Below are 25,720 nucleotides of genomic sequence, written 5' to 3' on the forward strand. Positions count from 1 at the left end.
GATTTCCCCCTTAACAAAGGGTTATCGCGTGAAAATCTGGGGGAATGCAAACGCTTCAATAATCGGGGGTGCGATGCGGGGCCGGGATCGGCTCGGCGTCATTCGCGAATTCGACATGGGCCATCATCAGTGCGTCGTCGAGAGCTTCGGCCAGATCGAAGAATCCCTGCTCCGCCGCCTTTTCACGTAATTCGGCCAAACTGTCGGTCATCCAGTCGTCCATGCGGGGTCTTCCATCTCGCGTTGTGAGTTAAGCCCGCTCTTTTTGACCTATAGATGTAAAACTTTTCTTGCCGCCGAACGAATCGAAAACGAATTCGTTCGGCGTTTTGTCGTTGATTTTATTCAACCTTCAAGAACATCGGCGAAAGTCCGCAGACCGGTGCGCGGCGATGTGACCAAAACAGCCATGTTTCCGGGCTTGTGCTGGTTCTTGTACATCTTGGTATGTGCCTGCGGAATCTCTGCCCAGGGGAACACCTCGGACATGCAGGGGTCGATGCGGCGCTCGATCATCAGGCGGTTGGCCGCAGAGGCTTGTTTCAAATGGGCAAAGTGGCTGCCCTGAAGGCGCTTCTGGTGCATCCACATATAGCGCACGTCGAAGGTTGTGTTGAACCCGGTGGTCCCGGCGCAGATCACGACCATGCCGCCTTTTTTGCAGACCAGCGTCGAGACCGGGAAGGTCGCCTCGCCGGGGTGTTCAAAGACGATATCGACATTGTTGCCCTTGCCGGTGATGTCCCAGATGGCCTTGCCGAATTTGCGCGCCTCGGTGAACCATTCCTTATATTCCGGGCTGTTCACGGTCGGAAGCTGGCCCCAGCATTTGAAATCCTTCCGGTTGATCACGCCTTTGGCGCCAAGGCTCATGACGAAATCGCGCTTGTCCTCATCGGAGATCACGCCGATCGCATTGCCGCCCGCGGCGTTGATGAGCTGGATCGCAAAGGAGCCAAGCCCGCCCGATGCGCCCCAGACAAGGACATTCATGCCCGGCTTCAGCTCATGCGGCTCATGGCCGAAGAGCATCCGGTAGGCGGTCGCAAGAGTCAGCGTGTAGCAGGCCGATTCTTCCCAGCTCAGATGCTGCGGACGCGGCATAAGCTGCTGCGCCTGCACACGGGTGAACTGCGCGAAAGAGCCGTCCGGCGTCTCATAGCCCCAGATCCGCTGGCTCGGGGAGAACATCGGGTCGCCGCCGTTACAATGCTCGTCGTCGCCATCGTCCTGGTTACAGTGGATGACCACCTCGTCGCCGACCTTCCAGTTCTTCACCCGGTCGCCAACAGCCCAGACGATGCCGGACGCATCGGAGCCGGCAATATGGTAGGGCTCGCCATGGCCATCAAACGGGCTGATCGGCTGGCCGAGACCGGCCCAAATCCCATTATAATTGACCCCTGCGGCCATCACGAAGACCAGCACCTCATGGCTGTCGAGCTTCGGCACATCGACAACCTCAAGCTGCATGGCGTCTTCCGGGTCGCCATGGCGCTCGCGGCGAATGGCCCACGCATACATCTGTTTCGGGACATAGCCGAGCGGGGGGACTTCCCCAACTTCGTAAAGATCCTTCTCAGGGGCGTCATAATCAGGGATCGTATCGGACATAGGGCGCTCCTTTGCACAACATAATTACGTCTTTGAACCGTTCTATGACATGATCGTGCGCCTAGTGCAATGCAGCAATTTACAGGCTTTCGTGTTTTCCCGCGAGGGTTGCCGCAAACGTCACGTCAGACGGGCGCATAGATTGTTAAGGATGAAGCGGTTTGATCCCTATCCTGACGCAAGGAAGAAAGCGCACCCTCTTGCCCTCGCGCAATAATCTGTCGCATATTTTACGCTGCACTGCATCACATGGCCCTGATTCGGGAGACTGACATGACCGAGACCACCCGCGACCGCCCCTGGCTTTTCCGCACCTATGCGGGCCACTCGACCGCTGCGGCCTCGAATGCGCTCTATCGCTCGAACCTCGCCAAGGGGCAGACGGGGCTTTCGGTGGCCTTCGATCTGCCGACCCAGACGGGCTATGACAGCGATCATGTGCTGGCCAAGGGTGAGGTCGGGAAGGTCGGCGTGCCGATCAGCCATCTGGGCGACATGCGCGCACTTTTCGATCAGATCCCGCTGGAGCAGATGAACACCTCGATGACCATCAACGCGACGGCGGCGTGGCTGCTCGCCCTCTACATCGCGGTGGCCGAGGAGCAGGGGGCCGACATCTCCAAGCTGCAAGGCACGGTGCAGAATGACATTATCAAGGAATATCTTTCGCGCGGCACCTATGTGTTCCCGCCGAAGCCGAGCCTCAAACTGATCGGCGACATTGCGGGCTTCTGCTACCGCGATGTGCCGAAGTGGAACCCGATGAATGTCTGTTCCTACCATTTGCAGGAAGCGGGCGCGACGCCGGAGCAGGAACTGGCCTTCGCGCTGGCGACCGCGACCGCGGTTCTCGATCAGGTGCAGGGCACCGTGCCGGAAGAGGATTTCCCCACGGTGGTCGGGCGGATTTCCTTCTTCGTGAACGCGGGCATCCGCTTCGTGACCGAAATGTGCAAGATGCGCGCTTTCGTGGAATTGTGGGACGAGATTTGCCGGGATCGCTACGGTGTGGATGATCCGAAGATGCGGCGCTTCCGCTACGGGGTGCAGGTGAATTCGCTGGGTCTGACCGAGCAGCAGCCGGAGAACAATGTTTACCGAATCCTGATCGAAATGCTGGCCGTGACGCTGTCGAAAAAGGCAAGGGCGCGGGCGGTGCAGCTTCCGGCGTGGAACGAGGCGCTTGGCCTGCCGCGGCCTTTCGATCAGCAATGGTCGCTGCGGATGCAGCAGATCATGGCCTATGAGACCGACCTGCTCGAATATGATGATCTGTTCGACAACAACCCGGCGGTGGACGCCAAAGTCGAGACGCTGAAGACGCAGGCGCGCGAGGAACTGGCGCGGATCGACGAGATGGGCGGCGCGGTCGCGGCCATCGACTATATGAAGGGCCAGCTTGTGGAGGCCAATTCGCGCCGTCTGCAAAAGGTCGAGACGGGCGAGACGGTTGTCGTCGGCGTGAACAAATGGACCGAGGCGGAGCCGTCGCCGCTTACGGTGGGCGGTGGCATCATGGTCGTTGACCCCGAGGTTGAGCAGGACCAGATCGCCGCGCTGGAGGCTTGGCGCGCCGCTCGTGACGACACGGCGGTTCAGGATGCGCTCGCCAAGCTGAAAGCGGGCGTTGAGGCGGGCGAGAACATCATGCCGCTCTCCATCGCCGCTGCGAAAGCGGGCGTCACCACCGGGGAATGGGGCGCGGCGATGCGCGAGGTCTTTGGCGAATATCGCGCGCCTACAGGCGTCGGCAAAGCGGCGGCTGCGCCTTACGAGGGCATTGAGGATGTGCGTTCGGCGGTGGAGGCGGTCAGCGGCAAACTGGGCCGCCGGATCAAGTTCCTCGTCGGCAAACCGGGTCTGGACGGGCACTCCAACGGTGCCGAACAGATCGCCGTCCGCGCCCGCGATTGCGGGATGGAGGTGGTCTATGAAGGCATCCGCCTGACCCCCGCCCAGATCGTCAATGCCGCGCTGGAAGAGTCCGCCCATGTGGTCGGTCTCTCGATCCTTTCCGGCTCGCATCTGCCGCTCATCAAGGAAGTGATGGAGCGGATGCGTCAGGCCGGGCTCGATGATGTGCCGGTCGTCGCGGGCGGGATCATCCCCGAAGAGGATGCCGAGACCCTGCGCAGCTATGGCGTCGCCAAGGTCTATACGCCGAAGGATTTCGATCTCAACAAGATCATGATGGATATCGTGGACTTGCTCGAGCCGTCCTCCATCGCGGCGGAGTAAAGGCCCGCCGCCGGTTACTCGACCTGAAATTCCAGCAGGTTGGTCAGCTTGTCGAGCCCGTCCTCACGCAGAAACCCGCAATAGCGCGTCGCGTTCTCGGGCGCGTCGATCCGGCAGAAATCATAGGTGCCCATGTCGAGATTGAACGCCATATCGACATTATATTCGCCCTGAAGCTGCGTCGCCGCGTCGTACAGCGTCACCGCGCTTTCGGAATCGTAAAGCCCAATCTCGCCGCTCTTGGTTGTGAAGAGGATCCGCCGTTTGAACCGGGGCTGGCCCTCGGCGTCCTTCACATCAAGCCGCCCGTCCGTGATCAGCAGATGCCCCTGAAGCACCGACAGATTGCCGCCCTTCGCCGCCTCGATGAACGCTTTGCGCTCCGCACCCTTGGTCAGATCGAACCGTGCATCACCAACAGACACCGCGCGGCGGTTGAAAATTTGCAACTGGCCATCCTGAATGGTCATGATCCCGTCCCATCCCTGATAGCGGGCCGAGACGATCTCGCCCTGATGGATGGCCAGCCCCTCGATCCCGTACCGGTCGCCACTGGAATAGGTGCCGGTGACGGTGACAAGGCGCAGGTTCGCGGTCTCGGACGCGGCGTCTCCCGGCAGCACACGCAGCCGCGCAGAGACGTCCGGACCCAGAAAAAGCACAGCGCCCGCAAATGCGGGCGATGCGAACAACAGACTTAAAAAGAAGGCTCGGATCACAAGACCCGTTCTACCATCTGCTTCTTGATCTCGGCAATCGCCTTGGCAGGGTTGAGACCCTTCGGGCAGGTTTTTGCGCAATTCATGATGGTGTGGCAGCGATAGAGCTTGAACGGATCTTCAAGATTGTCGAGCCGTGCGCCGGTCGCCTCGTCGCGGCTGTCGATGATCCAGCGGTAAGCATGGAGCAGCGCGGCCGGGCCGAGATAGCGGTCGCCATTCCACCAATAGCTCGGGCAGGAGGTGGAGCAGCAGGCGCACATCACGCATTCATAAAGACCGTCGAGCTTCTCGCGATCCTCGATGGACTGACGCCATTCCTTCGCCGGGGTCGGCGTCTCGGTGATCAGATAGGGGTTCACCGAGGCGTGCTGCGCGTAGAAATGCGTCAGGTCCGGGATCAGATCCTTCACCACCGGCATATGCGGCAGCGGGTAGATCTTCACATCGCCCGACACCTCGTCGAGGCCGTAGATACAGGCCAGCGTGTTGATCCCGTCGATATTCATCGCACAGGAACCGCAGATGCCCTCACGGCAGGAGCGGCGGAAGGTCAGCGTCGGGTCGATCTCGTTCTTGATCTTGATGAGCGCGTCGAGAACCATCGGCCCGCAATCATCCATGTCGAGCCAATAGGTGTCGAGACGCGGGTTTTCACCGCTGTCCGGGTCGAACCGGTAGATCTTGAATGCGCGCAGATTTGTTGCGCCTTCGGGCTTCGGCCAACTTTTGCCAACCACGATGCGGGAGTTCTTCGGCAGACGAAATTGTACCATTATGCACCTCGCGATTTGAGATAGCTTTCAAGCGTCCCGCCTGCGCGGATATGCGCGGCGGCGGCTTGTTGCTCTGCTGGGGATAGGGTTGACCATGCGGCGCGCTCTGTCTCGGTGAGCACGATAGGGGCGTTGATGGCGGGCGTTCCGGCGTTGCGGATACAGCGCAGATAGGCGTCCTGCCCGCGGTCCATATCATTGACGATGCCGACCGCCGTGCTGGGGCGCACCTTGCGGCCCACGGCAATGCCAACCGCCGCTTGCGGACGGATCGCCGCGCGCTGCGCCTGATCGCGGCATTGGTCATGCACCGCTTGCGAGACACCGGGCGGCGGGTTCGGCGAGATCGCCGTGCAGCCCGCAACGAGCGCGGGAATGAGGAGAAAACGGATCATGATGCCACCTGCGCGGTCAGGGCCGTCGTGCGCTCGGCGACGCAAGCCTGCGTCTCGGGCCGGGCCATAATGCCTTCGATCACCGCATCCGCCTTCGCGTCGGCGACCGGACCCGCGCTGAACGCCACATCGGCGACGCTGCGCAGTTCTTCGTCACTCGCATGGCGGAACATGCAGCTTGTCATGGCGGCGATCACGGGCGGATCGCCCTCTTCGAGCATCTCGGTTTCCATCTGCGCGAGTTCGGTCTCGGTCATCCGCAGATCAGACCCCTCGATCCCGAGGCTGTCCATCATCGTCGCCCCGGAACAAGCCGAGAGCGTGAGAATGGCGATAAGGGCAAAGCTACGCATCATCAGATCCGGGCCTCGATCTCGCGCATTTTGCCGGGGATGCAGGCTTGCGTTTCGGCGCGGAACATCGCGGGGAGCATGGCGGCGACGGCTTCGCCGGTGATCTCGCCGCTGGCCGAGTCGGCTTCTGCGGCGAGGATGCGGACCTCTTCATCGGTCAGATTGGCCATGGTGCAGGAGATCGTGGCCACTTTTTCGACGCTATCCCCTTCGGCCAGTCCCTGATTTTCAAGCGCGGTAAGGATCACGGGGGAGCGCAGCAATTCGGGGTTCTGTGCAATGAGCTCACCACCAAGGGCGCGGGAGTCCGCGTCGCTTATCCCGGACTGGGTTTGCTCCGCACAGGCCGCGAGGCCAAGAACTCCAATAAGAAGAAGTTTACGCATCAGTTTCTCGCCTCTATTTGTGCCACGCGCTCCGGGATGCAGGCGGTGATCGCCGCGCTTTCCGTTGCGTTTTCGGCAGTGGTGACAGCCGCTTGGTTGACCTCTTCGCCCGATTTTGTCGCGACCAGGCTGCGGAAGGCGACGAACTCTTCATCGGAGAGAAACTTCATCAGGCAGCTAAAGCGCGCCGCATCTTCGGCGGTTTCGCCGCGCGCGATGGCGGCGTCTTCCTGTGCGGCCCATGCGGCTTCCGCCGTTTCGAACACCGGGAGAGGGCCCGCTGCGCCGTCTGTCACCGGCTCGTCCGCAGCGGCTTGCTGTGCAAAAGCAGCAAGCGCCAGGGAGCCGATGACAAACAGCGCGCGCATCAGTAAACCCGTTTCTTCGGCTGGATCTTCGCGACCGGGATGCCGCCCTTTTCCTCATCCGTCAGCGGATCGAGATGGACCGGACGATAGTCGAGCCGCACATCCGGGCCGTCGACATAGGCGAGGCTGTGCTTGCGCCATTCCTTGTCGTCGCGATCCGGGTAATCCTCATGGGCATGGGCGCCGCGGCTTTCCTTGCGGGCCTCGGCGGCGACGATGGTCGCGAGTGCGTTCGGCATCAGGTTGGTCAGCTCCAGCGTCTCCATCAGATCGCTGTTCCAGATCAGCGAGCGGTCGGTGACATGCAGATCGTCCATCTTGCCCGCGATGTCCTTCACCTTCTCGACACCCTCGGCGAGCGTCTTGTCGGTGCGGAACACGGCCGCGTCGGTCTGCATAGCTTTTTGCATATCGAGGCGGACATCCGCGGTCGTATTGCCGCCATCGGCGTAGCGCAGACGGTCGAAACGCTCCATCGCGGCATCAACGGATTTCTCGTTGAGCGGACGGTTTTTCTCATTCGGATCAACGACCTGCCCCGCCTTGATCGCGGCCGCGCGGCCAAAGACCACGAGGTCAATGAGCGAGTTGGAGCCAAGGCGGTTCGCGCCATGCACGGAGGCACAGCCAGCCTCACCCACGGCCATCAGGCCGGGCGCAATCGCATCGGGGTTCTCTGCGGTCGGGTTCAGTACCTCGCCCCAGTAATTCGTCGGGATGCCGCCCATGTTGTAATGCACGGTCGGGAGAACCGGGATCGGCTCCTTGGTCACATCGACGCCTGCGAAAATCTTCGCGCTTTCCGAGATCCCCGGCAGACGCTCATGCAGCGCTTCGGGCGGCAGGTGGTCGAGATGCAGGAAGATATGGTCCTTATTCGCGCCGACGCCGCGGCCTTCGCGAATTTCCATGGTCATGCAGCGCGACACCACATCGCGGGAGGCGAGGTCCTTATAGGTCGGCGCATACCGCTCCATGAAACGCTCGCCATCGGAGTTGGTCAGATACCCACCTTCGCCGCGCGCGCCTTCGGTGATGAGACATCCCGCGCCATAAATGCCGGTCGGGTGGAACTGCACGAACTCCATATCCTGAAGCGGCAGACCCTGACGCGCGACCATTCCGCCGCCATCGCCGGTGCAGGTATGGGCTGAGGTCGCGGAGAAATAGGCGCGGCCATAACCGCCCGTCGCCAGCACGACCATCTTGGCCGAGAAGCGGTGCATGGTGCCGTCGTCCAGCTTCCACGCCACAACGCCCTGACAAACATTGTCCTCGGTCATGATGAGATCAATCGCGAAATATTCGACGAAGAACTCTGCCTTTTCCTTCAGCGACTGGCCGTAAAGCGTGTGCAGGATCGCGTGGCCGGTCCGGTCCGCCGCGGCGCAGGTGCGCTGCACGGGCGGGCCTTCGCCAAATTCCGTGGTGTGGCCGCCGAAGGGGCGCTGATAGATCTTGCCTTCCTCGGTCCGGCTGAACGGAACGCCGTAATGCTCCAGCTCATACACCGCTTTCGGGGCTTCCTGCGCGAGATATTCCATCGCGTCCATATCGCCGAGCCAGTCCGACCCCTTGATGGTGTCGTACATATGCCATTGCCAGTTGTCTGGGCCCATATTGGACAGGGACGCCGCAATGCCGCCCTGCGCCGCCACCGTGTGCGAGCGGGTCGGGAACACCTTGGTGATACAGGCCGTTTTCAGCCCTTGCTCGGCCATGCCAAGCGTTGCGCGCAGCCCGGAGCCACCCGCACCGACGACGACAACGTCATATTCGTGGTCGATAAATTCGTAAGCCATCAAATCCTCCGGGTCAGCCGAGCGCGATAAGAATAACGGACAGGATCGCAGTCGCGCCCAGCAGACCGCAAATCAGGGTGTTGGCCAGCAGCGAGACGACCAGCGTGCTTTTGTTGGACACGTAATCCATCAACACTTCCTGAACGCCCATTTTGAGGTGGTAGGCTGCGATGCCGAAAAAGAGGATCGCGACAATCGCGTTCCAGAGATTGTCGAATGTGGCGCGGGCGACCGAGAAATCCTCGCCAAGCGTGCTGCCAAAGCTGCACAGGAAGAGGAGCGACAGCGGCACAAGCGCCACGGCGGTCACACGCTGGACCCACCAGTGGCCGGCGCCTTCATGGGCCGAGCCAAGACCGTCAACACGCGCTTTATCTGTTTGGAATCCCATAGCTGTCTCCCTTAAAGCGCGAAGGCTAGAATGATGGTGAAGACCAGCGACAGGCCGATCACGATGACGCCGAGCTTCTCGGCGGTCTGGACTTCCAGCCCGCGGCCCGTGTCCCAGACGAGGTGCCGAATGCCGTTGAGCATGTGATAGAGGATCGCCCAAAGCGCGCCGAAGAAGATCAGATCGCCGACATAGCTGGTCAGCCACCAATTCGCCGTGGCATAGGCATCCGGCCCGATCGCGAGGGCGACGAACCACCAGACGACGAGAATCCCGGCCAGCCCGAGCGCGCAGCCGGTAATCCGGTGGACAATCGAGGTCATGGAGGTCAGTTGCGGCCGGTAATAGGGCCCAATCATAAAGGGTGAAAGCGGGCGTTTGCCCCGGTTGACATCAGCCATGTGTGTCTCCCTCTCTGTAATGGCTCGCAAGCCCGGAAACGGCCCCGGACGCTGGCATTTTGGTGACTTTAGGACCAAAACTTGCCGCCTTACAAGGGCATTGCCTTGTGCAGGTGCAAAAAAATGGTTTTGGGTCCCGATTTGTGATCACAGGTATTTTCTTGTGATCACAAATCAGGAAAATCAGAGCCAGTCGCGGAGAATCGGGATCAGCGGAAGGTCTGCGGGCGGCATCGGGTAGGATTTCATCTCATTCGGGCGGACCCAGGCGAGGGTCTGGCCCTCCTTCGGCTGCGGGATGCCGTTCCATTTGCGGCAGGCAAAAAGCGGCATCAGCAGATGGAAGCTCTCATAGCTGTGGCTGGCGAATGTGAGCGGGGCGAGGCAGCTTGCCCAGGTGTCGATCCCCAGTTCCTCATGCAATTCGCGGATCAGCGCCGCCTCCGGCGTCTCGCCCGGCTCGATCTTGCCGCCAGGGAATTCCCACATCCCGGCGAGGCTTTTCCCCTCAGGCCGCTGCGCCAGCAGCACACGCCCATCGGGGTCGATCAGCGCGACAGCGGAGACAAGGACGGTTTTCACGACCGGTAATCCGCGTTGATGGTGATGTAGCCATGGGTGAGATCGCAGGTCCACGCGGTGTAGCGGCCCGCGCCGAGGCCGAGATCGACGGTGATGTCGAGCTCTTCGCCCTTCATATACTCCGCGCCCTGTTCCTCGCGGTAATCGGGCGAGACCTCGCCGTTTTCGGCCACCAGCACATCGCCGAAATGGATGGTCAGCCGGTCACGATCCGCCTCCGCGCCCGATTTGCCGACGGCCATGACAACGCGACCCCAGTTCGGGTCCTCTCCCGCAATCGCGGTTTTCACCAGCGGCGAATTGGCGATGGCGAGGGCGATGGTGCGCGCATCTGCATCGCTCGCCGCGCCGGTGACATTGACGGCCACGAATTTCGTTGCGCCTTCGCCGTCGCGGACGACCTGATGAGCAAGGTTGAGCATCACCTCCTCCAGCGCTTTGCCAAACGCCGCCAGCGCCGCGCCTTCGGTGACCTCCGCGCCGGTGCGGTTGGTGGCGGCGACGAGAAGCGTGTCCGAGGTCGAGGTGTCGCTGTCCACGGTGATCGCGTTGAAGCTGCGATCACAAATCTCGCTGACCAGCTTTTGCAGGAGCGGCTGCGCGATTTTCGCGTCGGTGAAGATATAGACGAGCATCGTCGCCATATCGGGCGCAATCATCCCGGAGCCTTTGGCAAAGCCTGCGATTGTCACGTCTCCGGCCTTGGCGACCGCGCCCTTTGGGAAGGTGTCCGTGGTCATGATGGCGCGGGCGGCAGCTTCGGCATTGCCGGGCGCAAGCTCCCCCGCGAGATCGCCCAGAATGGCGGTGATCCGGTCATGGGGCAGGGGCTCGCCGATCACGCCGGTGGAAGCGGTGAAGATGCGGGCGGCGTCGATCCCCGTAGCGGCGCTGGCGGCGGCGCAGATCTCGGCGACCGAACGCTCGCCCTTGCCGCCGGTGAAGGCGTTGGAATTGCCGGAATTCACGACGATCAGGGCGGGCGCGGTGCTGTCGCTCATCTTCGCCTGACAATCGCGCACAGGGGCCGAGCGCGTGGCCGAGCGGGTGAAGGTGCCCGCAACCACGCTGCCTTCGGCCAGTTCTGCGATCATGACATCGGTGCGGTTTTTATATTTCACGCCTGCGGACCCTGCGGCGAAGCGCACGCCCTCAATTTCCGGCAGATCCGGGAAAGGAACCGCCAGCGGCGCGACGACGGGCGTTTTCGGAAGCGTGGCCAGTTCCGCCTCCAAAGCGGCGATTTCGGCGCGAATGTCATCAGCGGTGCGGGTCATCAGGGCCTCCGGTCTTGTCTATCGCCTCCTTTACGCCGATTTTTTTGGCTTGGCGAGAGAGCCGCGCGCCCGGCGGCCAAAAAGCTGCGCATGAAAAAGCCGCCGCGACCCGGTGTGGATCGCGGCGGCCAAGGCAGAGATCGCGCGGGATTACTCGCCGATCAGATCGCTGTCGTTGATGAGAGCCGGGTCGATATTCACATCGGCCTCGGTCACATCGCCATTCTCGCGCAGCTCGGTCACAGCATTGGCGATGGCTTCCTGCTCAAGCTCGGCCTGAATGGTGCCGCGCACCTGATCGAGGCTCGGGGCTTCGCGCTCGCGGGTCTCTTCCAGCGTCACGATATGCCAGCCGAACTGGGTCTCGAACGGATCGGAGACTGCGCCCGTTTCAAGAGCGGCCACGGCCTCCTCAAACGGGGCGACCATCTGGCCAGCACCGAACCAGCCAAGATCGCCGCCATTCTGGGCGGAGCCGTCCTTGGAATATTCCGCTGCGAGATCGGCAAATTCCGCGCCGCCTTCCAGCTCTTCGACGACCTTGTTGATGGTCTCTTCATCATCCACGAGGATGTGCGCCGCTTTCCACTCGGTCTGCGGCTCCATCGCGCCGATCTCTTCCTCGTAACGCTGCTGGATGGCTTCATCCGTCACGTTTTCTTCGATGATCTGCGTCATGTAGGCGGTCGCGCCAAGCTCGTTGGTGATGTTCTGCACCACGATTTCGGCAAGCTGGTCATTCGATTCCGGCGCGGCTTGTGCCATCAGCGCCTGCTCGATGAGCTGCTCCTTGATCGCGCGGAAGAGGGTTTCCGGCGGAAGCTGCTGAAGCTGGGCGGGCAGACGGTCGCGCAGGGCGATCATGTGGCCAAGGGTGATCGAGGTGTCGCCCACTTCGGCAACCACGGTGCTGGCGTCAGCGTCGTCATAATTCGGGGCTTCTTCCGCTGCGGCTTCGCCTTCGGCAGCTTCACCCTCAGCGGCTTCGGCTGTCGCCTCGCCATTGCCTGCACCGGAAGCTTCGTCGCTGGTCACATCGCTGTCGCTTTCGGCGGCATCCTCAGTGGCAACCTCGTCTGCGGCTTCCGCGCCAACCGCCGACTCAGGCGTTGCGCCGTCGGTGTTGGTCTGCTGCGCCTCGGCGGCGGTGTCGCCCGCGCTGGTGTCCGCGTTTTCCGCCGCGTCCTGTGCATAAAGAGCAAGGGGCAGGGCAAGGATGGCCGCAATGGCCGTGGTTCGCATCAGGGGCATAAGTCCTCCTTATTTGACGAAGGCCGCGAAGGGCCTGCCGCCGTTGACAGTCAGGGGGCTGCCGCTTAACTAAGCGCCAACCGGCTCGGGCCGTTTTGGCCCGCCTGCTCCCTCACCTAGATATTGCTTTGGGGTCAGGCAAGGCCGCAGCGCAACACACACGGAGCTGTTATGCTTGGTTTCGGATCCATCGCGAAAAAGGTGTTCGGCACACCGAATGACCGCATTATCAAGGGCTTCCGCCCGCTCGTCGCGACAATCAACGGACTTGAGGAAGAGATTTCCGCCCTCGATGATGCGGCATTAAGCGCCAAGACGGCGGAATTCCGCGAGCGTCTGGAAAATGGCGAAACGCTCGACAATCTGCTCCCCGAAGCCTTCGCCGTGGTGCGTGAAGCGGCCAAGCGGACCTTGGGGATGCGGCCCTTCGATGTGCAGCTCATGGGCGGGATCGTTCTTCACCAAGGTAACATTGCCGAGATGAAAACCGGTGAGGGCAAGACCCTGATGGGCACCATGCCGGTCTATCTCAACGCTCTGACGGGTCGCGGCGTGCATGTGGTGACGGTGAACGATTATCTCGCCAAGCGTGACGCGGAGTGGATGGCGAAGGTCTATAATTTCCTCGGCATGACCGTCGGCGTTGCCGTGCCGGGCATGAATGAGCAGGCCAAGAAAGACGCCTATGCCTGCGACATTACCTATGCGACGAATAACGAGCTGGGCTTCGACTATCTGCGCGACAATATGAAGGCGTCGCTCGATCAGATGGTCCAGCGCGACCATTATTTCGCGATTGTCGATGAGGTGGACAGTATCCTCGTGGACGAGGCGCGGACGCCGCTGATTATCTCCGGCCCGTCGGAGGACAAGAGCGAGCTTTACGTCACCATCGACAAGCTGGTGCCGGAGCTCGAGCCCGAGGTTCACTATACCATTGACGAGAAACAGCGCTCCGCGACCCTGACCGACGAGGGCAACGAGTTCATGGAGCAGCGGCTCCACTCGACGGGCCTTCTGGATATGGAGGCGTCGCTTTATGATCCCGAAAGCGCAACGCTGGTCCACCATGTCGGGCAGGCGCTGCGCGCACATGCTCTCTTCAAGCGGGAGAAGGATTACATCGTCAAAGACGGCGAAGTGATGCTGATTGACGAATTTACGGGACGGATGATGACGGGCCGCCGTCTCTCCGACGGTCTTCATCAGGCGATCGAGGCGAAAGAAGGCGTCGAGATCAAGCCGGAGAACATCACGCTCGCCTCCGTCACCTATCAGAACTATTTCCGCCTCTATGACAAGCTGGCCGGGATGACCGGGACGGCCATGACCGAGGCGGACGAGTTTCAGGAAATCTACAAGCTTGGCGTCGTCGAAGTGCCGACCAACAAGCCGATTGCGCGGCTTGACGAGGACGACCGCATCTATCGCACCGCCAAGGAAAAATACGACGCGATTGTCGAAGAGATCAAACAGGCGCATGAAACCGGCCAGCCGGTGCTCGTCGGGACGACCAGCATTGAGAAGTCGGAATATCTCTCGGAACTGCTGAAAGCGGCGGGCGTGCCGCATAACGTTTTGAACGCGCGGTTCCATGAGCAGGAAGCCGGGATCGTCGCCGATGCGGGGAAGCCGGGCGCGGTGACCATCGCGACCAACATGGCGGGCCGCGGGACCGATATTCAGCTTGGTGGCAACGTCGATGCGCAGATCAACGCGGCATTGGCCGGGCTCGAAGAGGGTCACTCCAATGAGGCCGCCGCCGAAGCGCGCCAGCGGATCAAGGATGAGGTCGCGGATGAGAAGAAGAAGGCGCTCGATGCGGGCGGCCTCTTTGTTCTCGCGACCGAGCGCCATGAAAGCCGCCGGATCGACAACCAGCTGCGCGGCCGCTCGGGCCGTCAGGGCGATCCGGGCCGCTCCTCCTTCTTCCTGTCGCTGGAAGATGATCTGATGCGGATCTTCGGGTCGGACCGTCTCGATACCATGCTGAAAAAGCTTGGCATGGAAGAGGGCGAAGCGATCACGCACCCATGGGTCAACAAGGCGCTGGAGCGCGCACAGGCGAAGGTCGAAGGCCGGAACTTCGACATTCGGAAACAGCTTCTGAAATATGACGACGTGATGAATGATCAGCGGAAAGCGATCTTCGAGCAGCGCCGGGAGATCATGGAGGCCGAGGATGTCTCTGAGATCGTGACGGATATGCGCGAAGAGGTCGTGGACGATCTGGTCGATGAATATATGCCGCCGAAATCCTATCCCGACCAGTGGGATACGGTCGGCCTCTCCGAGGCCGTACGCGACAAGCTGAACCTCGATCTGCCGATTCAGGCCTGGGCCGATGAAGAGGGCGTGGATCAGGACGTGATCGCCGAGCGGATCGCCGAAGCGGGCGAGAAGCTGATGGGCGACAAGACGGAGCGCTATGGCGAGGAGACGATGAAAGCGGTAGAGAAGCAGCTTCTCCTCCAGACCATCGACAAGAACTGGCGTGAGCATTTGCTGACGCTCGATCACCTGCGCTCAGTCGTGGGCTTCCGCGGCTATGCGCAGCGCGATCCGTTGAATGAATACAAGTCGGAAGCCTTCGGGCTCTTCGAGAACCTGCTGAGCCGTCTGCGCGGTGAAGTCACGCAGAGCCTCGCCCGCGTGCAGCTCATGACGCCGGAAGAGCAGCGCCGCATGATGGAGCAGATCCAGCGTCAGGCCGAGCAACAGAAGCAGACGGTGCAGGCGGCGGAAGCCACTGAGGGCGCGCCCGAAGCGCAGGACAATGGGTTTGACGAGAACGATCCGGCGACTTGGGGCGATCCGTCACGCAACGATCCTTGCCCCTGCGGGTCCGGCAAGAAGTTCAAGCATTGCCACGGCGCGTTCTGATTTGAACCGCGAGACATGAAAAAAGGGCCTTCCGCGGAAGGCCCTTTTCTTTTGCTGTCATCCGTTCAAGAAAAAAGCCCCGCATAATGCGGGGCTTTCTTTATGGATTGGCTATCGCTTACGCGTCGCGACGACGGCGCGACACCATGCCAAGGCCGAGGATGCCGAGGCCGAGCAGCGGAAGCGCTGCCGGAACCGGAACCGGCGAGATGCTGACAGCGTTCACGTCGAAGCCATCTGCATTCGGGCCGAAGTAAGCATCGCCACCGATCGTGTTGTTCACGATGCCGATATACTTGAACGGACCGTCGATGCGGGTGACGCTCACGCCGCCCTGTGCATCAGCATTGCCGACCACGCCAGCGAGGCTGAAGTTATTTGCGAGGTAATCACCCAGGGTCCCTGCGGTACCATCCCACTCGAACGGATCGTTGCCGAAATAGACGTTCGCATGCTCGGAATAGTCGGCACAACCATCGGCACCAACATCGTTACAGTTGAAAGTCACTTCGTACACGGTGCCCGTGTCGAACATCTGGTTGTCGAAGCTCAGCACAACAGCGCCGTTCGCCATGCCGTTTTTCGCAACGCCGAGCGACAGGAACTTGTCGTCCGGTGCGCCGAGCGCGTTGTTTGCGTCGGTGCGGGTTGCGTCGGTGACATAACCGAGATCCACAGCTTCCACGTTGGTTGCATAAACTGCCGCCGAAGCTTGTGCTGCCACGCTGAGCGCAACGGCAGCTGCTGCACCAGCAGCGAACTTGTTCATATGTTTCATAGTGTATCTCTCACCCGAATTAATTTCGAAGTAGCCCCAGATTGAGGCGGTGCTACCCGAGGACCATAACTTAAGAACTGATTAAAATCCACCGAGAATTGTCCTGAAGACGTCCCTCAGGATGCCTCAAAAATAGCCACGTTAAGAATTCGCTAATGTGATCTACTTCACATAGCAGTTTTTTCTTTATCCAGCAAAAGATTTGCGCGTTTCGAACGCGGAATGGAACCGATTCATCCTTTGTAATATGTCTTTTGTAACATTTTGGTGTTTTCCGCGTTTTGGCGAGAAAGTGCTTAAAACGTTGGGTGCCGTGATCCTGATGCGTGTTTCCGACAATGGGCGGCCACGGTGATTGGGGCCAAATCGCAGCGTTAAAAACGTGACGGTACGTAAAAGTGACGTAACGTAACTTCGCGACATATCCGCTCATCGGACTGATTTATGTCGAATCACACATCGAATGATTCGCGTTTTTCAATGAAAAAGCGCGACCGAAGCCGCGCTTTAGTGTCGCATGAAATAGTTTAGTTTAGTCCGAAGCTGCAGCGACCAGTGCGCCAACCAGCAGAACCGCACCAACCGGCACGAGCCAGCTTGTCCAGTTCGAGCCGCTCTGGCCGTAGGGTTCCTGCACTTCCGGGGTGTAGACGACGTTTGCGTCTGCCGCCGGGCCACTCAGCTGGCCGGCAGTCGCAACAGACGCGCTCAATGCGAGCGCAGCCGTCATGGCTGTAAGCTTTTTCATTTTGCTCTCCTCATGGCACGATTGTGAGTGGGACAGGCTTCTCCCCGCCGCGCCTTAATTAGCCTGCGGGCGGTATTTTCCGTCAAAACGAAAAACGGGGCAAGATATCTCTATCTCGCCCCGTAAATTCTTGCGCAGATGTGATATTTGCTTAAATCACATGCACCTTGGTGCCGACTTGCGCCATGCCGAACAGCTCCTGGATGTGCTCGTTATAGAGGCCGAAGCAGCCCGAAGAGGCGCGGCGCCCGATTTTGCGCGTGTCCTGCGTGCCGTGGATCAGGTAGTAGGTCCAGCTCAGATACATCGCATGGGTGCCGAGCGGGTTCAGCGGATCGCCCGGACCGACATAACGGGGCAGGGACGGATCGCGCTTGATCATCGACGGGGTGGGCGCCCAGTCCGGCCCGACTTTCTTACGCACGATCTCGGTGCGGCCGCGCTTGGTCAGATCCTCTGTCATCGGAACAGAGGTCGGGTATACGCGATAGGTCTGGCCATCACCGCTCCAGAAGTGCAGGGCGCGGGCTTGCGTGTCCTCAACGATCACGCCGACGCCGAGGCTGTCATAGTGATCCCGCCAGTTCCGCGAGCGGAAATTCGAGATGTTGTGGCCGCTGGTGCCACCATCCGCCATCGGGCGATTCTCAAGATCTGCCGTGGTCTGGCCAGTGACGGCCGAACGCACCTGAGCGAACGCTTTGGGCGCGATCAGGCCGGTGGCACCGATGGTCAGGGCCGAAGTTGTAAATGCACGACGGTTCAGCAGTGGTGTCTTTTTGGTCATAACATGCCCTCAAAAATGTTTGTCGCAATATATAATAGGGTGTTAGGATTTTGCAAAGGCCTGTGTGACGACCGCTCACAAGGGTTTGAATGTATTCCTAACTCCAGATAAAGCATAAGCAGCGAAAAGCGAAAGGGACACTGATGTTCAAAAAAATTATTCTTGCCGGGGTTGCCGCAGCCGCGCTTGCTGCCTGCAGCACGGGACCGACCGCTGCGCCTGTCCAGCCGGGACAAGGTCTTGGGTTTAATGGTTCGCAAATTCCGGCGGGCTCCGAAGCCGATATTCAATACCGTCACCTCGACGCCGTGAACGCGCTGCGGGCGCAAAGCGGTCTGTCGCCGCTTCAGCTCAATGCGAGCCTGAACGCTGCCGCGCTGACCCATGCGCGCGATATGTCCGTGCAAAAGCGCGCCTGGCATTTCGGTTCTGACGGGGCGTCGCCGCAGCAGCGTGCGAACCGTGCCGGTTACACTGCGCGCGTTGTGCAGGAAAACATCGCCGAAGCCTACGAGGGCGAGTTCCAGGTCATGAAAACTTGGGTATCTGAAGAGAACACGCGCCAAGCGATGGTCGACCCGTCCGCAACCGATTTGGGCCTCGCTTATGTGCAGGACCCGGATGGCAAGCTCTGGTGGGTGCAGCTTCTGGGCGACTCGCGTCAGCGTCTGATCGCTTCGACCGTGCAGGGGCCGGATGGCACCTTCTCGACCGAGAGCATGGACCCGCAGCCGATTGAGACCGTTGTCAACTAAGCCAGCGGTTTACAGGCAAGAAAGGCGCCCTTCGCGGCGCCTTTTTTCATGCGATGGCGACGGCCTCGATTTCGAGAAGCCATGCCGGATCATAGATATCCGCGATAATCACCGTCAGCGCAGCCTGATGGTCGCCAAGCACCTCTTGCCGCACGGCGCTGTTCGCCTCGCGATAGCGGCGGTCCGCCAGATAGGTTCGGTGCGAGACGAGATTGGTGAGACCCATCTCCGCCGCCTCCAATTGTGCGATCACATTGGCCCAGGCGAGCCGGGCTTGATCTGCGAAATCGGGCGGGGTGTTGCCCTCCAAATCGACCGGAATCTGCCCGCTGATATGCAGGATGCGTTGCGCATTCTCCGTCAGAACCGCTTGCGCATAGCCGCCCGCGCTTTGCGGCGCGTTGGCGGCGTTGATCGGGATGTGTTTGGCGCTCATGAAAAAAGCGGCGCGCAGGCCGCCTCCTTTTAGTCGGGAAGGATCGTGACCGGGGTGCCGATCGGGACCATGTTGTAGATTTGCGAAATCTCCGCGTCGGAGATGGAAATACAGCCCGCCGTCCAGTCCGGTCCGTCATCGTCGATGCCGGGGCGCGGGCCGCCATGGATGAAAATATCGCCGCCCGGACTTTTCCCCATCGCCTTGGCAATCGCGATGTCCTCGGGCTGCGGATAGTTGATGCCGATGGAGAGATAGAAGGTGCTGTTGGGGTTCTTGCGATCCACGAAGAAGCGGCCCTCGGGGGTTTTCCCGTCGCCCTCATAGACCTTGTCGCCATCCGGCGCGAAGCCCAAGTCAATCGCATAGGTGCCGAGCGTCGTCGCGCCGCTCATCAAAAACATTTTGCGCGAGCCCTTCATGATGATGACATGATCGACCTCGGGCCCCGAATAGGGGAGCGCTTTAGGAGAGAAATAGGGATTTTGCGGGAAGGACTGCTCGTTCTTGCCACCACCGCAAGCGGCGAGAAGCATGAGCAAACCTGCCGCGACAAGTGAATATACACGCATAGCTGCCTCATTTTTAATGCGCCGGTTCCGGCTTGTTTTGCCGTATTTATAGCAAAACAGAGAGAGGCTTTCTATCCTCTTAAGCGGGCGCTTTTTTCAGGGCAGACTTGCGCTGTTTCTCCGTGGCGCTCTTGAGCTGACCGCAAGCGGCCATGATGTCCTCGCCGCGCGGCGTGCGCACGGGCGAGGCGTAACCCGCGCGATTCACGATATTGGCGAAGGTCTCGATCCGGTCATCATCGGAGCGCTCATAGGGCGCGCCCGGCCATGGATTGAAGGGGATCAGGTTGATCTTGGCGGGAATGCCGGAGATCAGCTTGACCAGACGGCGCGCATCCGCGTCGCTGTCATTGACGCCTTTCAGCATCACATATTCAAAGGTGATCCGCTCGGAATTCGACAGGGTCGGATAATCGCGGCAGGCCTGAAGCAGCGTCTCGATATTATATTTCTTGTTGATCGGCACCAGCTTGTCGCGCACCTCATCGGTGGTCGCGTGGAAGGAGATCGCGAGCAGACAGCCGATTTCCTCCCCCACACGGGCGATCTCCGGAACGATCCCGCTGGTCGAAAGGGTGATGCGGCGGCGCGACAGCGAAATGCCCTCGCCATCCATCGCGATCTTCATCGCGTCGCGGACATTGTCGGTGTTGTAGAGCGGCTCGCCCATGCCCATCAGAACCACGTTCGAAATCTTGCGGCGCTCTTCGGGGCCGGTCGCCCAGTCCCCCAGATCCTCGCGGGCCACCATGATCTGGCCGACGATCTCGTCCACGGTGAGGTTACGCACGAGCCGCTGCGTCCCGGTGTGGCAGAAGGAGCAATTCAGCGTGCAGCCGACCTGGCTGGAAATGCAAAGCGTGCCGCGATCCGATTCCGGGATATAGACCGTCTCGACCTCATGCCCGCCGGCGATACGCAGCAGATATTTGCGCGTGCCATCCTCGGAGATTTGCCGGGTCACGATCTCCGGGCGGCGGAGCGCATAGCGTTCGGCGAGATCGGCGCGAATGGCCTTGGAGAGATTGGTCATCTCGTCAAAGCTTTTCACCCCGTGGAAATAGACCCAGGACCAGATCTGCCCGGTGCGCATCTTCACCTGCTTCTCCGGGATGCCAATCTCGCGCAGCGCATCGCCAAGAGCCGCACGGCTCAGCCCAATCAGATTCGGCAATCCCTCCGCGTCCTTGCGGGGAATGGTCACGAGATCCTGCGTAATCGGCGCGGTGGCGGTCATGTCTCTATCCATGGGGTCATCCAATATCAAAACCCGCCGTTTTACGGGCGGGTTCTGCATCATATAGCAATTTTGCGGTGCTTTGGCCAGAGCGCCTTAGTAGCAGGCCTCTTCCGCCGCGTTGATCGCAGCCATCGAGCCGTTCAGCGAAATCGTGTCGGTGGTTTGGGTCCCGCGCGAGGAGGTGCCGATGAAGCTGGCCGAAGAGCCGCGCTTCAGCGCCGACACCAGCTTGGTGTCCTCCGACGGGCTGTAGGGCCATGCCCATTCGCCATCGGTGTAGAGTTTCACATCGGTGCTGCCGATCGTCGCGGTGACTTCGCTGTCCTGACGGAGCGGGTAGCCGACATTGTAGCTGACTTCGCCCTTCACATTGTCCGACGGGCGGAAGGTGACCATCAGGCGGATCTCGCCGCGGCTTGCATCGACCGTCTGACCGCCGCGCTCGGCTTTCCAGGTGGTCGGCATGGAGACGGCCCAGCACAGCCCGTCCTCGGCATACATCATCCAGTCGCCATGCTCCTCACTTGCAGCCATGGCCAGCGCAGGCGTCATCAGGCCAAGCGCAATTACGGTGGATTTCACAAAAGATTTCATCTGCATTTCGCCTCGTTTTGTTCAGGCCCCGTTATCCCGGGGTTTCCACTGGCGCGCTTGGCACCTGCTCGACAGATACTTTAGCCTAATCCGGGAGGATTTTTCCAGCCCCCTTGACGGAAATGTGCATGCGGGACATGGATGACGAGAGATCAAAAGGAGCAGGCTATGGCACAAGGTGCGGTGACGCTGGCGGAAATCTGGCGCGGCGATCTTCTGGAGTCGCAACATGATGGCTGGGCGGTGGTCGCAAAGCCGGATGGCGAGGTGGTCGCAAGCTGGGGTGATCCGGGCCATATCATCTATCCGCGCTCCTCGGCCAAGATGCTTCACCAACTGCCGCTGGTGGAAAGCGGCGCGGCGGATGCCATGGGTCTTACGCCCGCGCAACTGGCGCTCGCTTGCGCGTCCCATGACGGGGCGAAAGAGCATACGACGATGGTCAGCGAATGGCTCGCGGCGCTTGGTCTCGGCGACGACGATCTGCGCTGCGGCCCGCAAGTCCCGTTCGACGAGGCGGCGCGTCACGCGATCCTTTGCGATGGCGGTCCGGCCTGCCAGATGCACAACACCTGTTCGGGCAAGCATATGGGCTATCTGACGGCGAGCAAACATATGGGCGCGAGCCTCGACGACTATATCGACCCGTCGCATCCCCTGCAAAAACAGGTGCTTGCGGCGCTGGAAGAGATGTCCGGCGAGGACGCGAAAGCCATGGGGATCGACGGCTGCTCTGCGCCGACCTTCGCGATTTCGGTCGCGGGTCTGGCCAAGGCGATGGCGAAAATGGCCGCGCCGCAGGGGCTGGGCGAGACACGGGCGAAGGCGGCGACCCGGCTCATCGACGCAATGCGGGAGAACCCGGTGATGGTGCGGGGCGAAACCGCATCGGACACGCGGATGATGGAGGCGACGGGCGGCCGCGCGGCGGTGAAATTCGGCGCGGAGGGCGTCTACACGGCGGCGATCCCGGATCTCGGCATCGGCGTCGCGCTCAAGGTTGCGGACGGCAATTTGCGCGGTGCGGAAGCAGCGATTGCGACTCTGCTCACCCGTCTGGGGGTGGCCGAGGCCGAGGATCCGCGGATCAAGGATTACATGACGCCGGTGCTGCTCAACAGGCGCAGCCTCGCGGTCGGCGAGACCCGCCCGAGTGCGACGCTTTGGGAAGACGGCAAGGCGCTTCTCTAAACCTGTGCCATAAAATATAAAAAGCCGCGCCAAAGATCGGGCGCGGCTTTTTCATGTCTGCGGGAGCGGATCAAGCAGCCTTGCTTTTCTCCTGCTCCGTCAAAACCGCATAAAGCGTCGACGCGTCGTCATTGGCGCGCAGCTTCTTGCACATATTTTCGTCGCGCAGAAGGCGCGAGACGCGGGCGAGCGCCTTGAGATGTTCCGCACCCGATTCGGTCGGGGCGAGCAGGACAAAGACCAAGGTCACGGGCTTGCGGTCAACCGCATCGAAATCGACAGCCTTTTCGAGCGTGATGAAAATCCCCACCACCTCGTCAAGCTCATCAAGACGCGCATGAGGGATCGCAACACCGCGCCCCATCCCCGTCGGGCCAAGCTCTTCGCGCGCTTTCAGGGCCTCGAAAACCTTCTTTTCGTCAAGGCCATAGATACGCTCTGCGAGCTCAGCAATTTCGAGAAACAGCCGTTTCTTGCTGGATACGTTCAGGCCTGGCACCACAGCTTGTGACGCCAGGATTTTGGACATTTCCATGAAGTCCTTTCCGGGCCGCGAAGGCGGCCCCTGCTCATCTCAATGCGGCGATCATCCCAGCTTTCTTGGGTCGATCCAGCCGATATTTCCGTCGTCGCGGGTATAAATCACATTTACCCCGCCATGTGAACTGTTGCGGAAGACCAACATCGGGGCCGCCGAAAGCTCCATCTCCATGACCGCTTCGCCAACGCTCAGCGTTTTCACCTTGGTTTCCATCTCGGCGACGATCATCGGCTGAAGGGTGTCGTCACCGTTGACGGCGCCCTCGAGATCCGAGTCATCTGGATAGGCAGCGAGGACATAGGACGATGCGCCCTCAACTTCAACCGGAGATTTCCGCGTCTTGTTATGGTCCTTCAGGCGCCGGCGGTGGCGGCGCATCTGTTTGTCCATGCGTTCAAGGGCTTCCTCGAAACTTTCATAGATCTCATTGGCGCGGCCCTTGGCCTGCACAGTCAGTCCCGAAGAGAGATGGACCGAAGAATCGCAGACCAACTCATGGGCATCTTTCGAGAAGGTCACAACGGCTTCCGTGGGACGCTGGGAATATTTGTCCAACGTTTCGAGAAGACGATCTTCGACATGCGTTTGAAGGGCTTCGCCCGTGTCGAGTTGTTTTCCACTGACCTGAATGCGCATTTTATGGGGCCTCCTTTTTCTGTGTCTGGGGCTCTTTTGGTATATCGGGCCTGCTCCCTACGGTTCATTGAATTTGTTAATGAAACGTCAAATTAATCATTGTGATAGAAGCCTCCCTCCCATCAGCATATGACGGCGCCAAGCATTCAGGCAAGAGTCCTGTTCAGATATGGAAGCTGTCGCCGAGATAGACTCGGCGCACCTGATCATGGCCGATCACCTCATCCGGCGTGCCGCTCATCAGCACCGCGCCGTCATGCAAAATGTAAGCGCGATCAACGATGGAGAGGGTCTCGCGGACATTGTGATCGGTGATCAAAACGCCAATATCGCGGGTCTTGAGTTGGGCCACCAACGCGCGAATATCGCCGACCGCAATCGGGTCCACCCCGGCGAAGGGCTCATCGAGCAAAACGTAGCGCGGATCGGCGGCGAGGCAGCGCGCGATCTCCGCGCGGCGGCGCTCCCCGCCCGATAGCGCGATAGCGGGCGCGCGGCGCAGATGGGTTAGGGAAAACTCGCCAAGCAGCTCTTCGAGACGCGCGCGGCGCTTGGCCGGGTTCGGTTCGTGAAGCTCCAGAACGGCGCGGATATTGTCCTCCACCGAGAGGCCGCGAAAGATGCTGGCCTCCTGCGGCAGATAGCCAAGCCCGAGACCGGCGCGGCGATACATGGGCAGATGCGTCGCATCCTCGCCGTCGATCATGACCTCGCCGGAATCCGCCGGAACAAGCCCGGCAACCGCATAGAAACAGGTGGTTTTGCCCGCGCCGTTCGGCCCGAGCAGCGCGACCACTTCGCCCCGGCTTAACTCCAGCGAGACATCGCGCAGGACCGGCTTTTTGCGGTAGCCTTTCGAGAGGTGCCGCACCCGCAGCCCGCCCGCGCCGGTATGGGCATCAAGGCTCATTGGTTTGGTGTCAGCACGGAGCGGACCCGGCCATCCATCTGCGCGGTGCCGCGTTCCAGATCAATCACCAGCCGCTCGCCCGCCAGTGCGTTGCCTTGCTGCGTGACCAGCACGTCGCCGGTCATCACGACCTCCGCACCCGGCACATTGTAGACCGCTTGCGCGGCCTCCGCCGCCAACTCGCCATTGGTGAGTGTCACCTGACCCGTCGCCGTGATCTCGCGCACTTCCTCGCCGTCATAATTCGCGCTCAGACGGCCCGCGCCAAGACGCAGCGGCCCTTGCGCCGCGATGACATTGCCCTCAAACGCCGCTTCGCCGGTCGCCTGATCGACCGTGAGCTGATCGGCTGTGATTTCAATGGGATCGGAGCTTTCGAATTGCAGCCCGCTAAAGGCCGCGCCTTGCGCCAGAGCGGCGAGCGGCAGGGCGAGACTCACAAGGAAAGGGGCGGACAGGCGCATTATTCGACTCCGGGTTTTGCAGGATCATAGACGAGACGCACACGGTCGCGAAAGGTCACAGTCATGGATGTGCCGTCATGTTTGATCTCGGCATTATCGGCGCGGATGCGGCCCATCGGACCCGCCGCCTCGACGGTGCCGGAGAGCGAGACGGAGCCCTCATTGGCATTGGCAATCGCGGTGTCCGCGTTGAGATCAAACCCGTCCGTCGTGGAGATATTCACACTTTGGGGCAGCCGCACGATGGTGCCGCCCTCGGCCAGTTCCGCCGCGATCGCTTCCATGCGCAGGCCCTGACCGCCCGGCTGATCGAGCGTGCCGATGAAATTGCTCACCGTCGCGCTGTCCCCGGACGACATGCCGGTCTGGCTCACATCGCTCGTGCCGCCGGGCCGGACTTCGGAGGCGCGGAAATCGAAGAGAACTCCGTCCTGCGACTCGCCCGAGATGGACGGGCCGGTGATGGCTATGCCGTCGCCCGCGGCCTCGACCTCCTCGTCGGAGAAGGTCAGTTCATTCTCCAACTCCCGCTCGCCGCGCATCAAGAACAGGGTCGCCAGCAAGCCGAGAGCGATCAGCGGAAGGATCCGCTTGGCCATCGCCACCAGTTTGCTGTGCCCGATCCCCGACAT

Annotated in this window: 30 protein-coding genes; 4 read left to right on the forward strand and 26 right to left on the reverse strand. The window is 60.9% G+C overall.

The window, feature by feature from the left end; all coding sequences use genetic code 11:
• Nucleotides 1–55: 55 nt before the first annotated feature.
• Entirely contained in the window at nucleotides 56–223 is a 168-nt protein-coding gene (locus ACMA5I_RS01000; protein WP_525884354.1) for a hypothetical protein, read from the reverse strand.
• Between the two features lie 122 nt (nucleotides 224–345).
• On the reverse strand, nucleotides 346–1,614 hold the full coding sequence (gene ccrA / locus ACMA5I_RS01005) for a crotonyl-CoA carboxylase/reductase (RefSeq protein WP_525884355.1): 1,269 nt from the start codon (nucleotides 1,612–1,614) through the stop codon (nucleotides 346–348).
• Nucleotides 1,615–1,887: 273 nt separating this feature from the next.
• Between ccrA and ACMA5I_RS01010 the strand changes: the two genes are divergently transcribed.
• Complete coding sequence (locus ACMA5I_RS01010; protein ID WP_525884356.1) at nucleotides 1,888–3,852, forward strand: methylmalonyl-CoA mutase family protein; 1,965 nt, start codon at nucleotides 1,888–1,890, stop codon at nucleotides 3,850–3,852.
• Between the two features lie 14 nt (nucleotides 3,853–3,866).
• Here ACMA5I_RS01010 and ACMA5I_RS01015 read toward each other — a convergent pair whose 3' ends face one another.
• The 12 genes from ACMA5I_RS01015 to ACMA5I_RS01070 all read right to left on the reverse strand — a co-directional run bounded on the left by ACMA5I_RS01015 (nucleotide 3,867) and on the right by ACMA5I_RS01070 (nucleotide 12,553).
• Nucleotides 3,867–4,514 (reverse strand): succinate dehydrogenase, encoded by a 648-nt coding sequence (locus ACMA5I_RS01015; RefSeq protein WP_525884357.1) that lies wholly within the window; start codon nucleotides 4,512–4,514, stop codon nucleotides 3,867–3,869.
• A gap of 53 nt (nucleotides 4,515–4,567) precedes the next feature.
• Entirely contained in the window at nucleotides 4,568–5,347 is a 780-nt protein-coding gene (gene sdhB / locus ACMA5I_RS01020; protein WP_525884358.1) for a succinate dehydrogenase iron-sulfur subunit, read from the reverse strand.
• Nucleotides 5,347–5,742, reverse strand: a complete 396-nt coding sequence (locus ACMA5I_RS01025) for a hypothetical protein (protein WP_525884359.1) — start codon at nucleotides 5,740–5,742, stop codon at nucleotides 5,347–5,349. Before ACMA5I_RS01025 ends, sdhB begins: the two co-directional genes overlap by 1 nt.
• Nucleotides 5,739–6,095 carry a hypothetical protein gene (locus ACMA5I_RS01030; protein ID WP_525884360.1) on the reverse strand — a complete coding sequence of 119 codons (357 nt, stop codon included), beginning with the start codon at nucleotides 6,093–6,095 and terminating at the stop codon, nucleotides 5,739–5,741. The genes ACMA5I_RS01025 and ACMA5I_RS01030 overlap by 4 nt, the downstream gene beginning before the upstream one ends.
• Before the next feature lie 2 nt (nucleotides 6,096–6,097).
• Nucleotides 6,098–6,481: a hypothetical protein gene (locus ACMA5I_RS01035; RefSeq protein ID WP_525884361.1), complete on the reverse strand. Its 384-nt coding sequence runs from the start codon at nucleotides 6,479–6,481 to the stop codon at nucleotides 6,098–6,100.
• Complete coding sequence (locus tag ACMA5I_RS01040; protein WP_525884362.1) at nucleotides 6,481–6,849, reverse strand: hypothetical protein; 369 nt, start codon at nucleotides 6,847–6,849, stop codon at nucleotides 6,481–6,483. The genes ACMA5I_RS01035 and ACMA5I_RS01040 overlap by 1 nt, the downstream gene beginning before the upstream one ends.
• Nucleotides 6,849–8,654 carry a succinate dehydrogenase flavoprotein subunit gene (sdhA, locus tag ACMA5I_RS01045; protein ID WP_525884363.1) on the reverse strand — a complete coding sequence of 602 codons (1,806 nt, stop codon included), beginning with the start codon at nucleotides 8,652–8,654 and terminating at the stop codon, nucleotides 6,849–6,851. The genes ACMA5I_RS01040 and sdhA overlap by 1 nt, the downstream gene beginning before the upstream one ends.
• 10 nt (nucleotides 8,655–8,664) lie before the next feature.
• Nucleotides 8,665–9,042 (reverse strand): succinate dehydrogenase, hydrophobic membrane anchor protein, encoded by a 378-nt coding sequence (gene sdhD, locus ACMA5I_RS01050; protein ID WP_525884364.1) that lies wholly within the window; start codon nucleotides 9,040–9,042, stop codon nucleotides 8,665–8,667.
• An 11-nt stretch (nucleotides 9,043–9,053) separates the two neighbouring features.
• Nucleotides 9,054–9,443: a succinate dehydrogenase, cytochrome b556 subunit gene (gene sdhC / locus ACMA5I_RS01055; protein WP_525884365.1), complete on the reverse strand. Its 390-nt coding sequence runs from the start codon at nucleotides 9,441–9,443 to the stop codon at nucleotides 9,054–9,056.
• A 183-nt stretch (nucleotides 9,444–9,626) separates the two neighbouring features.
• A complete protein-coding gene (locus ACMA5I_RS01060; RefSeq protein WP_525884366.1) occupies nucleotides 9,627–10,025 on the reverse strand; it encodes a (deoxy)nucleoside triphosphate pyrophosphohydrolase in 399 nt (132 codons plus the stop codon).
• Entirely contained in the window at nucleotides 10,022–11,302 is a 1,281-nt protein-coding gene (argJ, locus tag ACMA5I_RS01065; protein ID WP_525884367.1) for a bifunctional glutamate N-acetyltransferase/amino-acid acetyltransferase ArgJ, read from the reverse strand. Before argJ ends, ACMA5I_RS01060 begins: the two co-directional genes overlap by 4 nt.
• 150 nt (nucleotides 11,303–11,452) lie before the next feature.
• Nucleotides 11,453–12,553, reverse strand: coding sequence for a peptidylprolyl isomerase (locus ACMA5I_RS01070; RefSeq protein ID WP_525884368.1), 1,101 nt, complete (start codon nucleotides 12,551–12,553; stop codon nucleotides 11,453–11,455).
• Between the two features lie 171 nt (nucleotides 12,554–12,724).
• Here ACMA5I_RS01070 and secA point away from each other — a divergent pair, with 171 nt between their 5' ends.
• A complete protein-coding gene (secA, locus tag ACMA5I_RS01075; RefSeq protein ID WP_525884369.1) occupies nucleotides 12,725–15,436 on the forward strand; it encodes a preprotein translocase subunit SecA in 2,712 nt (903 codons plus the stop codon).
• Nucleotides 15,437–15,554: 118 nt separating this feature from the next.
• On the opposite strand, the gene ACMA5I_RS01080 is transcribed toward secA, so the two are convergent.
• The 3 genes from ACMA5I_RS01080 to ACMA5I_RS01090 form a co-directional block, all read right to left on the reverse strand.
• A complete protein-coding gene (locus tag ACMA5I_RS01080) occupies nucleotides 15,555–16,214 on the reverse strand; it encodes a PEP-CTERM sorting domain-containing protein (RefSeq protein WP_525884370.1) in 660 nt (219 codons plus the stop codon).
• A gap of 532 nt (nucleotides 16,215–16,746) precedes the next feature.
• The gene (locus ACMA5I_RS01085) at nucleotides 16,747–16,962 is read right to left on the reverse strand and encodes a hypothetical protein (RefSeq protein WP_525884371.1); all 216 of its coding nucleotides are present in this window, start codon (nucleotides 16,960–16,962) and stop codon (nucleotides 16,747–16,749) included.
• Nucleotides 16,963–17,113: 151 nt separating this feature from the next.
• Entirely contained in the window at nucleotides 17,114–17,749 is a 636-nt protein-coding gene (locus ACMA5I_RS01090; RefSeq protein WP_525884372.1) for a L,D-transpeptidase, read from the reverse strand.
• A 143-nt stretch (nucleotides 17,750–17,892) separates the two neighbouring features.
• Here ACMA5I_RS01090 and dalA point away from each other — a divergent pair, with 143 nt between their 5' ends.
• Nucleotides 17,893–18,504 carry a divisome-associated lipoprotein DalA gene (gene dalA / locus ACMA5I_RS01095; protein ID WP_525884373.1) on the forward strand — a complete coding sequence of 204 codons (612 nt, stop codon included), beginning with the start codon at nucleotides 17,893–17,895 and terminating at the stop codon, nucleotides 18,502–18,504.
• A gap of 46 nt (nucleotides 18,505–18,550) precedes the next feature.
• Here dalA and ACMA5I_RS01100 read toward each other — a convergent pair whose 3' ends face one another.
• The 4 genes from ACMA5I_RS01100 to ACMA5I_RS01115 all read right to left on the reverse strand — a co-directional run bounded on the left by ACMA5I_RS01100 (nucleotide 18,551) and on the right by ACMA5I_RS01115 (nucleotide 21,346).
• Nucleotides 18,551–18,940, reverse strand: coding sequence for a RidA family protein (locus ACMA5I_RS01100; protein ID WP_525884374.1), 390 nt, complete (start codon nucleotides 18,938–18,940; stop codon nucleotides 18,551–18,553).
• Nucleotides 18,941–18,969: 29 nt separating this feature from the next.
• Nucleotides 18,970–19,512, reverse strand: a complete 543-nt coding sequence (locus ACMA5I_RS01105; RefSeq protein ID WP_525884375.1) for a L,D-transpeptidase family protein — start codon at nucleotides 19,510–19,512, stop codon at nucleotides 18,970–18,972.
• Between the two features lie 79 nt (nucleotides 19,513–19,591).
• Nucleotides 19,592–20,749 carry a dual-specificity RNA methyltransferase RlmN gene (gene rlmN, locus ACMA5I_RS01110; RefSeq protein ID WP_525884700.1) on the reverse strand — a complete coding sequence of 386 codons (1,158 nt, stop codon included), beginning with the start codon at nucleotides 20,747–20,749 and terminating at the stop codon, nucleotides 19,592–19,594.
• Nucleotides 20,750–20,845: 96 nt separating this feature from the next.
• Complete coding sequence (locus ACMA5I_RS01115; RefSeq protein ID WP_525884376.1) at nucleotides 20,846–21,346, reverse strand: invasion associated locus B family protein; 501 nt, start codon at nucleotides 21,344–21,346, stop codon at nucleotides 20,846–20,848.
• A gap of 168 nt (nucleotides 21,347–21,514) precedes the next feature.
• On the opposite strand from ACMA5I_RS01115, the gene ACMA5I_RS01120 reads away from it, so the two are divergent.
• The gene (locus ACMA5I_RS01120) at nucleotides 21,515–22,537 is read left to right on the forward strand and encodes an asparaginase (RefSeq protein WP_525884377.1); all 1,023 of its coding nucleotides are present in this window, start codon (nucleotides 21,515–21,517) and stop codon (nucleotides 22,535–22,537) included.
• Nucleotides 22,538–22,607: 70 nt separating this feature from the next.
• Here the strand turns inward: ACMA5I_RS01120 and ptsN are convergent, their stop codons facing one another.
• The 5 genes from ptsN to ACMA5I_RS01145 form a co-directional block, all read right to left on the reverse strand.
• Nucleotides 22,608–23,072: a PTS IIA-like nitrogen regulatory protein PtsN gene (gene ptsN, locus ACMA5I_RS01125; RefSeq protein WP_525884378.1), complete on the reverse strand. Its 465-nt coding sequence runs from the start codon at nucleotides 23,070–23,072 to the stop codon at nucleotides 22,608–22,610.
• 51 nt (nucleotides 23,073–23,123) lie between these two features.
• Nucleotides 23,124–23,714 carry a ribosome hibernation-promoting factor, HPF/YfiA family gene (gene hpf, locus ACMA5I_RS01130; RefSeq protein ID WP_525884379.1) on the reverse strand — a complete coding sequence of 197 codons (591 nt, stop codon included), beginning with the start codon at nucleotides 23,712–23,714 and terminating at the stop codon, nucleotides 23,124–23,126.
• Between the two features lie 163 nt (nucleotides 23,715–23,877).
• Entirely contained in the window at nucleotides 23,878–24,624 is a 747-nt protein-coding gene (lptB, locus tag ACMA5I_RS01135) for an LPS export ABC transporter ATP-binding protein (protein ID WP_525884380.1), read from the reverse strand.
• Nucleotides 24,621–25,088, reverse strand: coding sequence for a lipopolysaccharide transport periplasmic protein LptA (gene lptA / locus ACMA5I_RS01140; protein WP_525884381.1), 468 nt, complete (start codon nucleotides 25,086–25,088; stop codon nucleotides 24,621–24,623). Before lptA ends, lptB begins: the two co-directional genes overlap by 4 nt.
• Entirely contained in the window at nucleotides 25,088–25,720 is a 633-nt protein-coding gene (locus ACMA5I_RS01145; protein WP_525884382.1) for a hypothetical protein, read from the reverse strand. The genes lptA and ACMA5I_RS01145 overlap by 1 nt, the downstream gene beginning before the upstream one ends.

It is taken from the genome of Jujubicoccus corallicola (assembly GCF_047345645.1).
Classification (GTDB): Bacteria; Pseudomonadota; Alphaproteobacteria; order Rhodobacterales; family Rhodobacteraceae; genus JBLEFH01.

What these genes read in the sequence shown, in the direction of transcription:
- ACMA5I_RS01000 (WP_525884354.1), bottom strand. Translation starts at nt 223, where the DNA reads ATGGACGACTGGATGACCGACAGTTTGGCCGAATTACGTGAAAAGGCG.
- ccrA (WP_525884355.1), bottom strand. Translation starts at nt 1,614, where the DNA reads ATGTCCGATACGATCCCTGATTATGACGCCCCTGAGAAGGATCTTTAC.
- ACMA5I_RS01010 (WP_525884356.1), top strand. Translation starts at nt 1,888, where the DNA reads ATGACCGAGACCACCCGCGACCGCCCCTGGCTTTTCCGCACCTATGCG.
- sdhB (WP_525884358.1), bottom strand. Translation starts at nt 5,347, where the DNA reads ATGGTACAATTTCGTCTGCCGAAGAACTCCCGCATCGTGGTTGGCAAA.
- ACMA5I_RS01025 (WP_525884359.1), bottom strand. Translation starts at nt 5,742, where the DNA reads ATGATCCGTTTTCTCCTCATTCCCGCGCTCGTTGCGGGCTGCACGGCG.
- ACMA5I_RS01030 (WP_525884360.1), bottom strand. Translation starts at nt 6,095, where the DNA reads ATGCGTAGCTTTGCCCTTATCGCCATTCTCACGCTCTCGGCTTGTTCC.
- ACMA5I_RS01035 (WP_525884361.1), bottom strand. Translation starts at nt 6,481, where the DNA reads ATGCGTAAACTTCTTCTTATTGGAGTTCTTGGCCTCGCGGCCTGTGCG.
- ACMA5I_RS01040 (WP_525884362.1), bottom strand. Translation starts at nt 6,849, where the DNA reads ATGCGCGCGCTGTTTGTCATCGGCTCCCTGGCGCTTGCTGCTTTTGCA.
- sdhD (WP_525884364.1), bottom strand. Translation starts at nt 9,042, where the DNA reads ATGGGATTCCAAACAGATAAAGCGCGTGTTGACGGTCTTGGCTCGGCC.
- sdhC (WP_525884365.1), bottom strand. Translation starts at nt 9,443, where the DNA reads ATGGCTGATGTCAACCGGGGCAAACGCCCGCTTTCACCCTTTATGATT.
- argJ (WP_525884367.1), bottom strand. Translation starts at nt 11,302, where the DNA reads ATGACCCGCACCGCTGATGACATTCGCGCCGAAATCGCCGCTTTGGAG.
- ACMA5I_RS01070 (WP_525884368.1), bottom strand. Translation starts at nt 12,553, where the DNA reads ATGCCCCTGATGCGAACCACGGCCATTGCGGCCATCCTTGCCCTGCCC.
- secA (WP_525884369.1), top strand. Translation starts at nt 12,725, where the DNA reads ATGCTTGGTTTCGGATCCATCGCGAAAAAGGTGTTCGGCACACCGAAT.
- ACMA5I_RS01080 (WP_525884370.1), bottom strand. Translation starts at nt 16,214, where the DNA reads ATGAAACATATGAACAAGTTCGCTGCTGGTGCAGCAGCTGCCGTTGCG.
- ACMA5I_RS01085 (WP_525884371.1), bottom strand. Translation starts at nt 16,962, where the DNA reads ATGAAAAAGCTTACAGCCATGACGGCTGCGCTCGCATTGAGCGCGTCT.
- ACMA5I_RS01090 (WP_525884372.1), bottom strand. Translation starts at nt 17,749, where the DNA reads ATGACCAAAAAGACACCACTGCTGAACCGTCGTGCATTTACAACTTCG.
- dalA (WP_525884373.1), top strand. Translation starts at nt 17,893, where the DNA reads ATGTTCAAAAAAATTATTCTTGCCGGGGTTGCCGCAGCCGCGCTTGCT.
- ACMA5I_RS01100 (WP_525884374.1), bottom strand. Translation starts at nt 18,940, where the DNA reads ATGAGCGCCAAACACATCCCGATCAACGCCGCCAACGCGCCGCAAAGC.
- ACMA5I_RS01105 (WP_525884375.1), bottom strand. Translation starts at nt 19,512, where the DNA reads ATGCGTGTATATTCACTTGTCGCGGCAGGTTTGCTCATGCTTCTCGCC.
- rlmN (WP_525884700.1), bottom strand. Translation starts at nt 20,749, where the DNA reads ATGACCGCCACCGCGCCGATTACGCAGGATCTCGTGACCATTCCCCGC.
- ACMA5I_RS01115 (WP_525884376.1), bottom strand. Translation starts at nt 21,346, where the DNA reads ATGAAATCTTTTGTGAAATCCACCGTAATTGCGCTTGGCCTGATGACG.
- ACMA5I_RS01120 (WP_525884377.1), top strand. Translation starts at nt 21,515, where the DNA reads ATGGCACAAGGTGCGGTGACGCTGGCGGAAATCTGGCGCGGCGATCTT.
- ptsN (WP_525884378.1), bottom strand. Translation starts at nt 23,072, where the DNA reads ATGGAAATGTCCAAAATCCTGGCGTCACAAGCTGTGGTGCCAGGCCTG.
- hpf (WP_525884379.1), bottom strand. Translation starts at nt 23,714, where the DNA reads ATGCGCATTCAGGTCAGTGGAAAACAACTCGACACGGGCGAAGCCCTT.
- lptB (WP_525884380.1), bottom strand. Translation starts at nt 24,624, where the DNA reads ATGAGCCTTGATGCCCATACCGGCGCGGGCGGGCTGCGGGTGCGGCAC.
- lptA (WP_525884381.1), bottom strand. Translation starts at nt 25,088, where the DNA reads ATGCGCCTGTCCGCCCCTTTCCTTGTGAGTCTCGCCCTGCCGCTCGCC.
- ACMA5I_RS01145 (WP_525884382.1), bottom strand. Translation starts at nt 25,720, where the DNA reads ATGTCGGGGATCGGGCACAGCAAACTGGTGGCGATGGCCAAGCGGATC.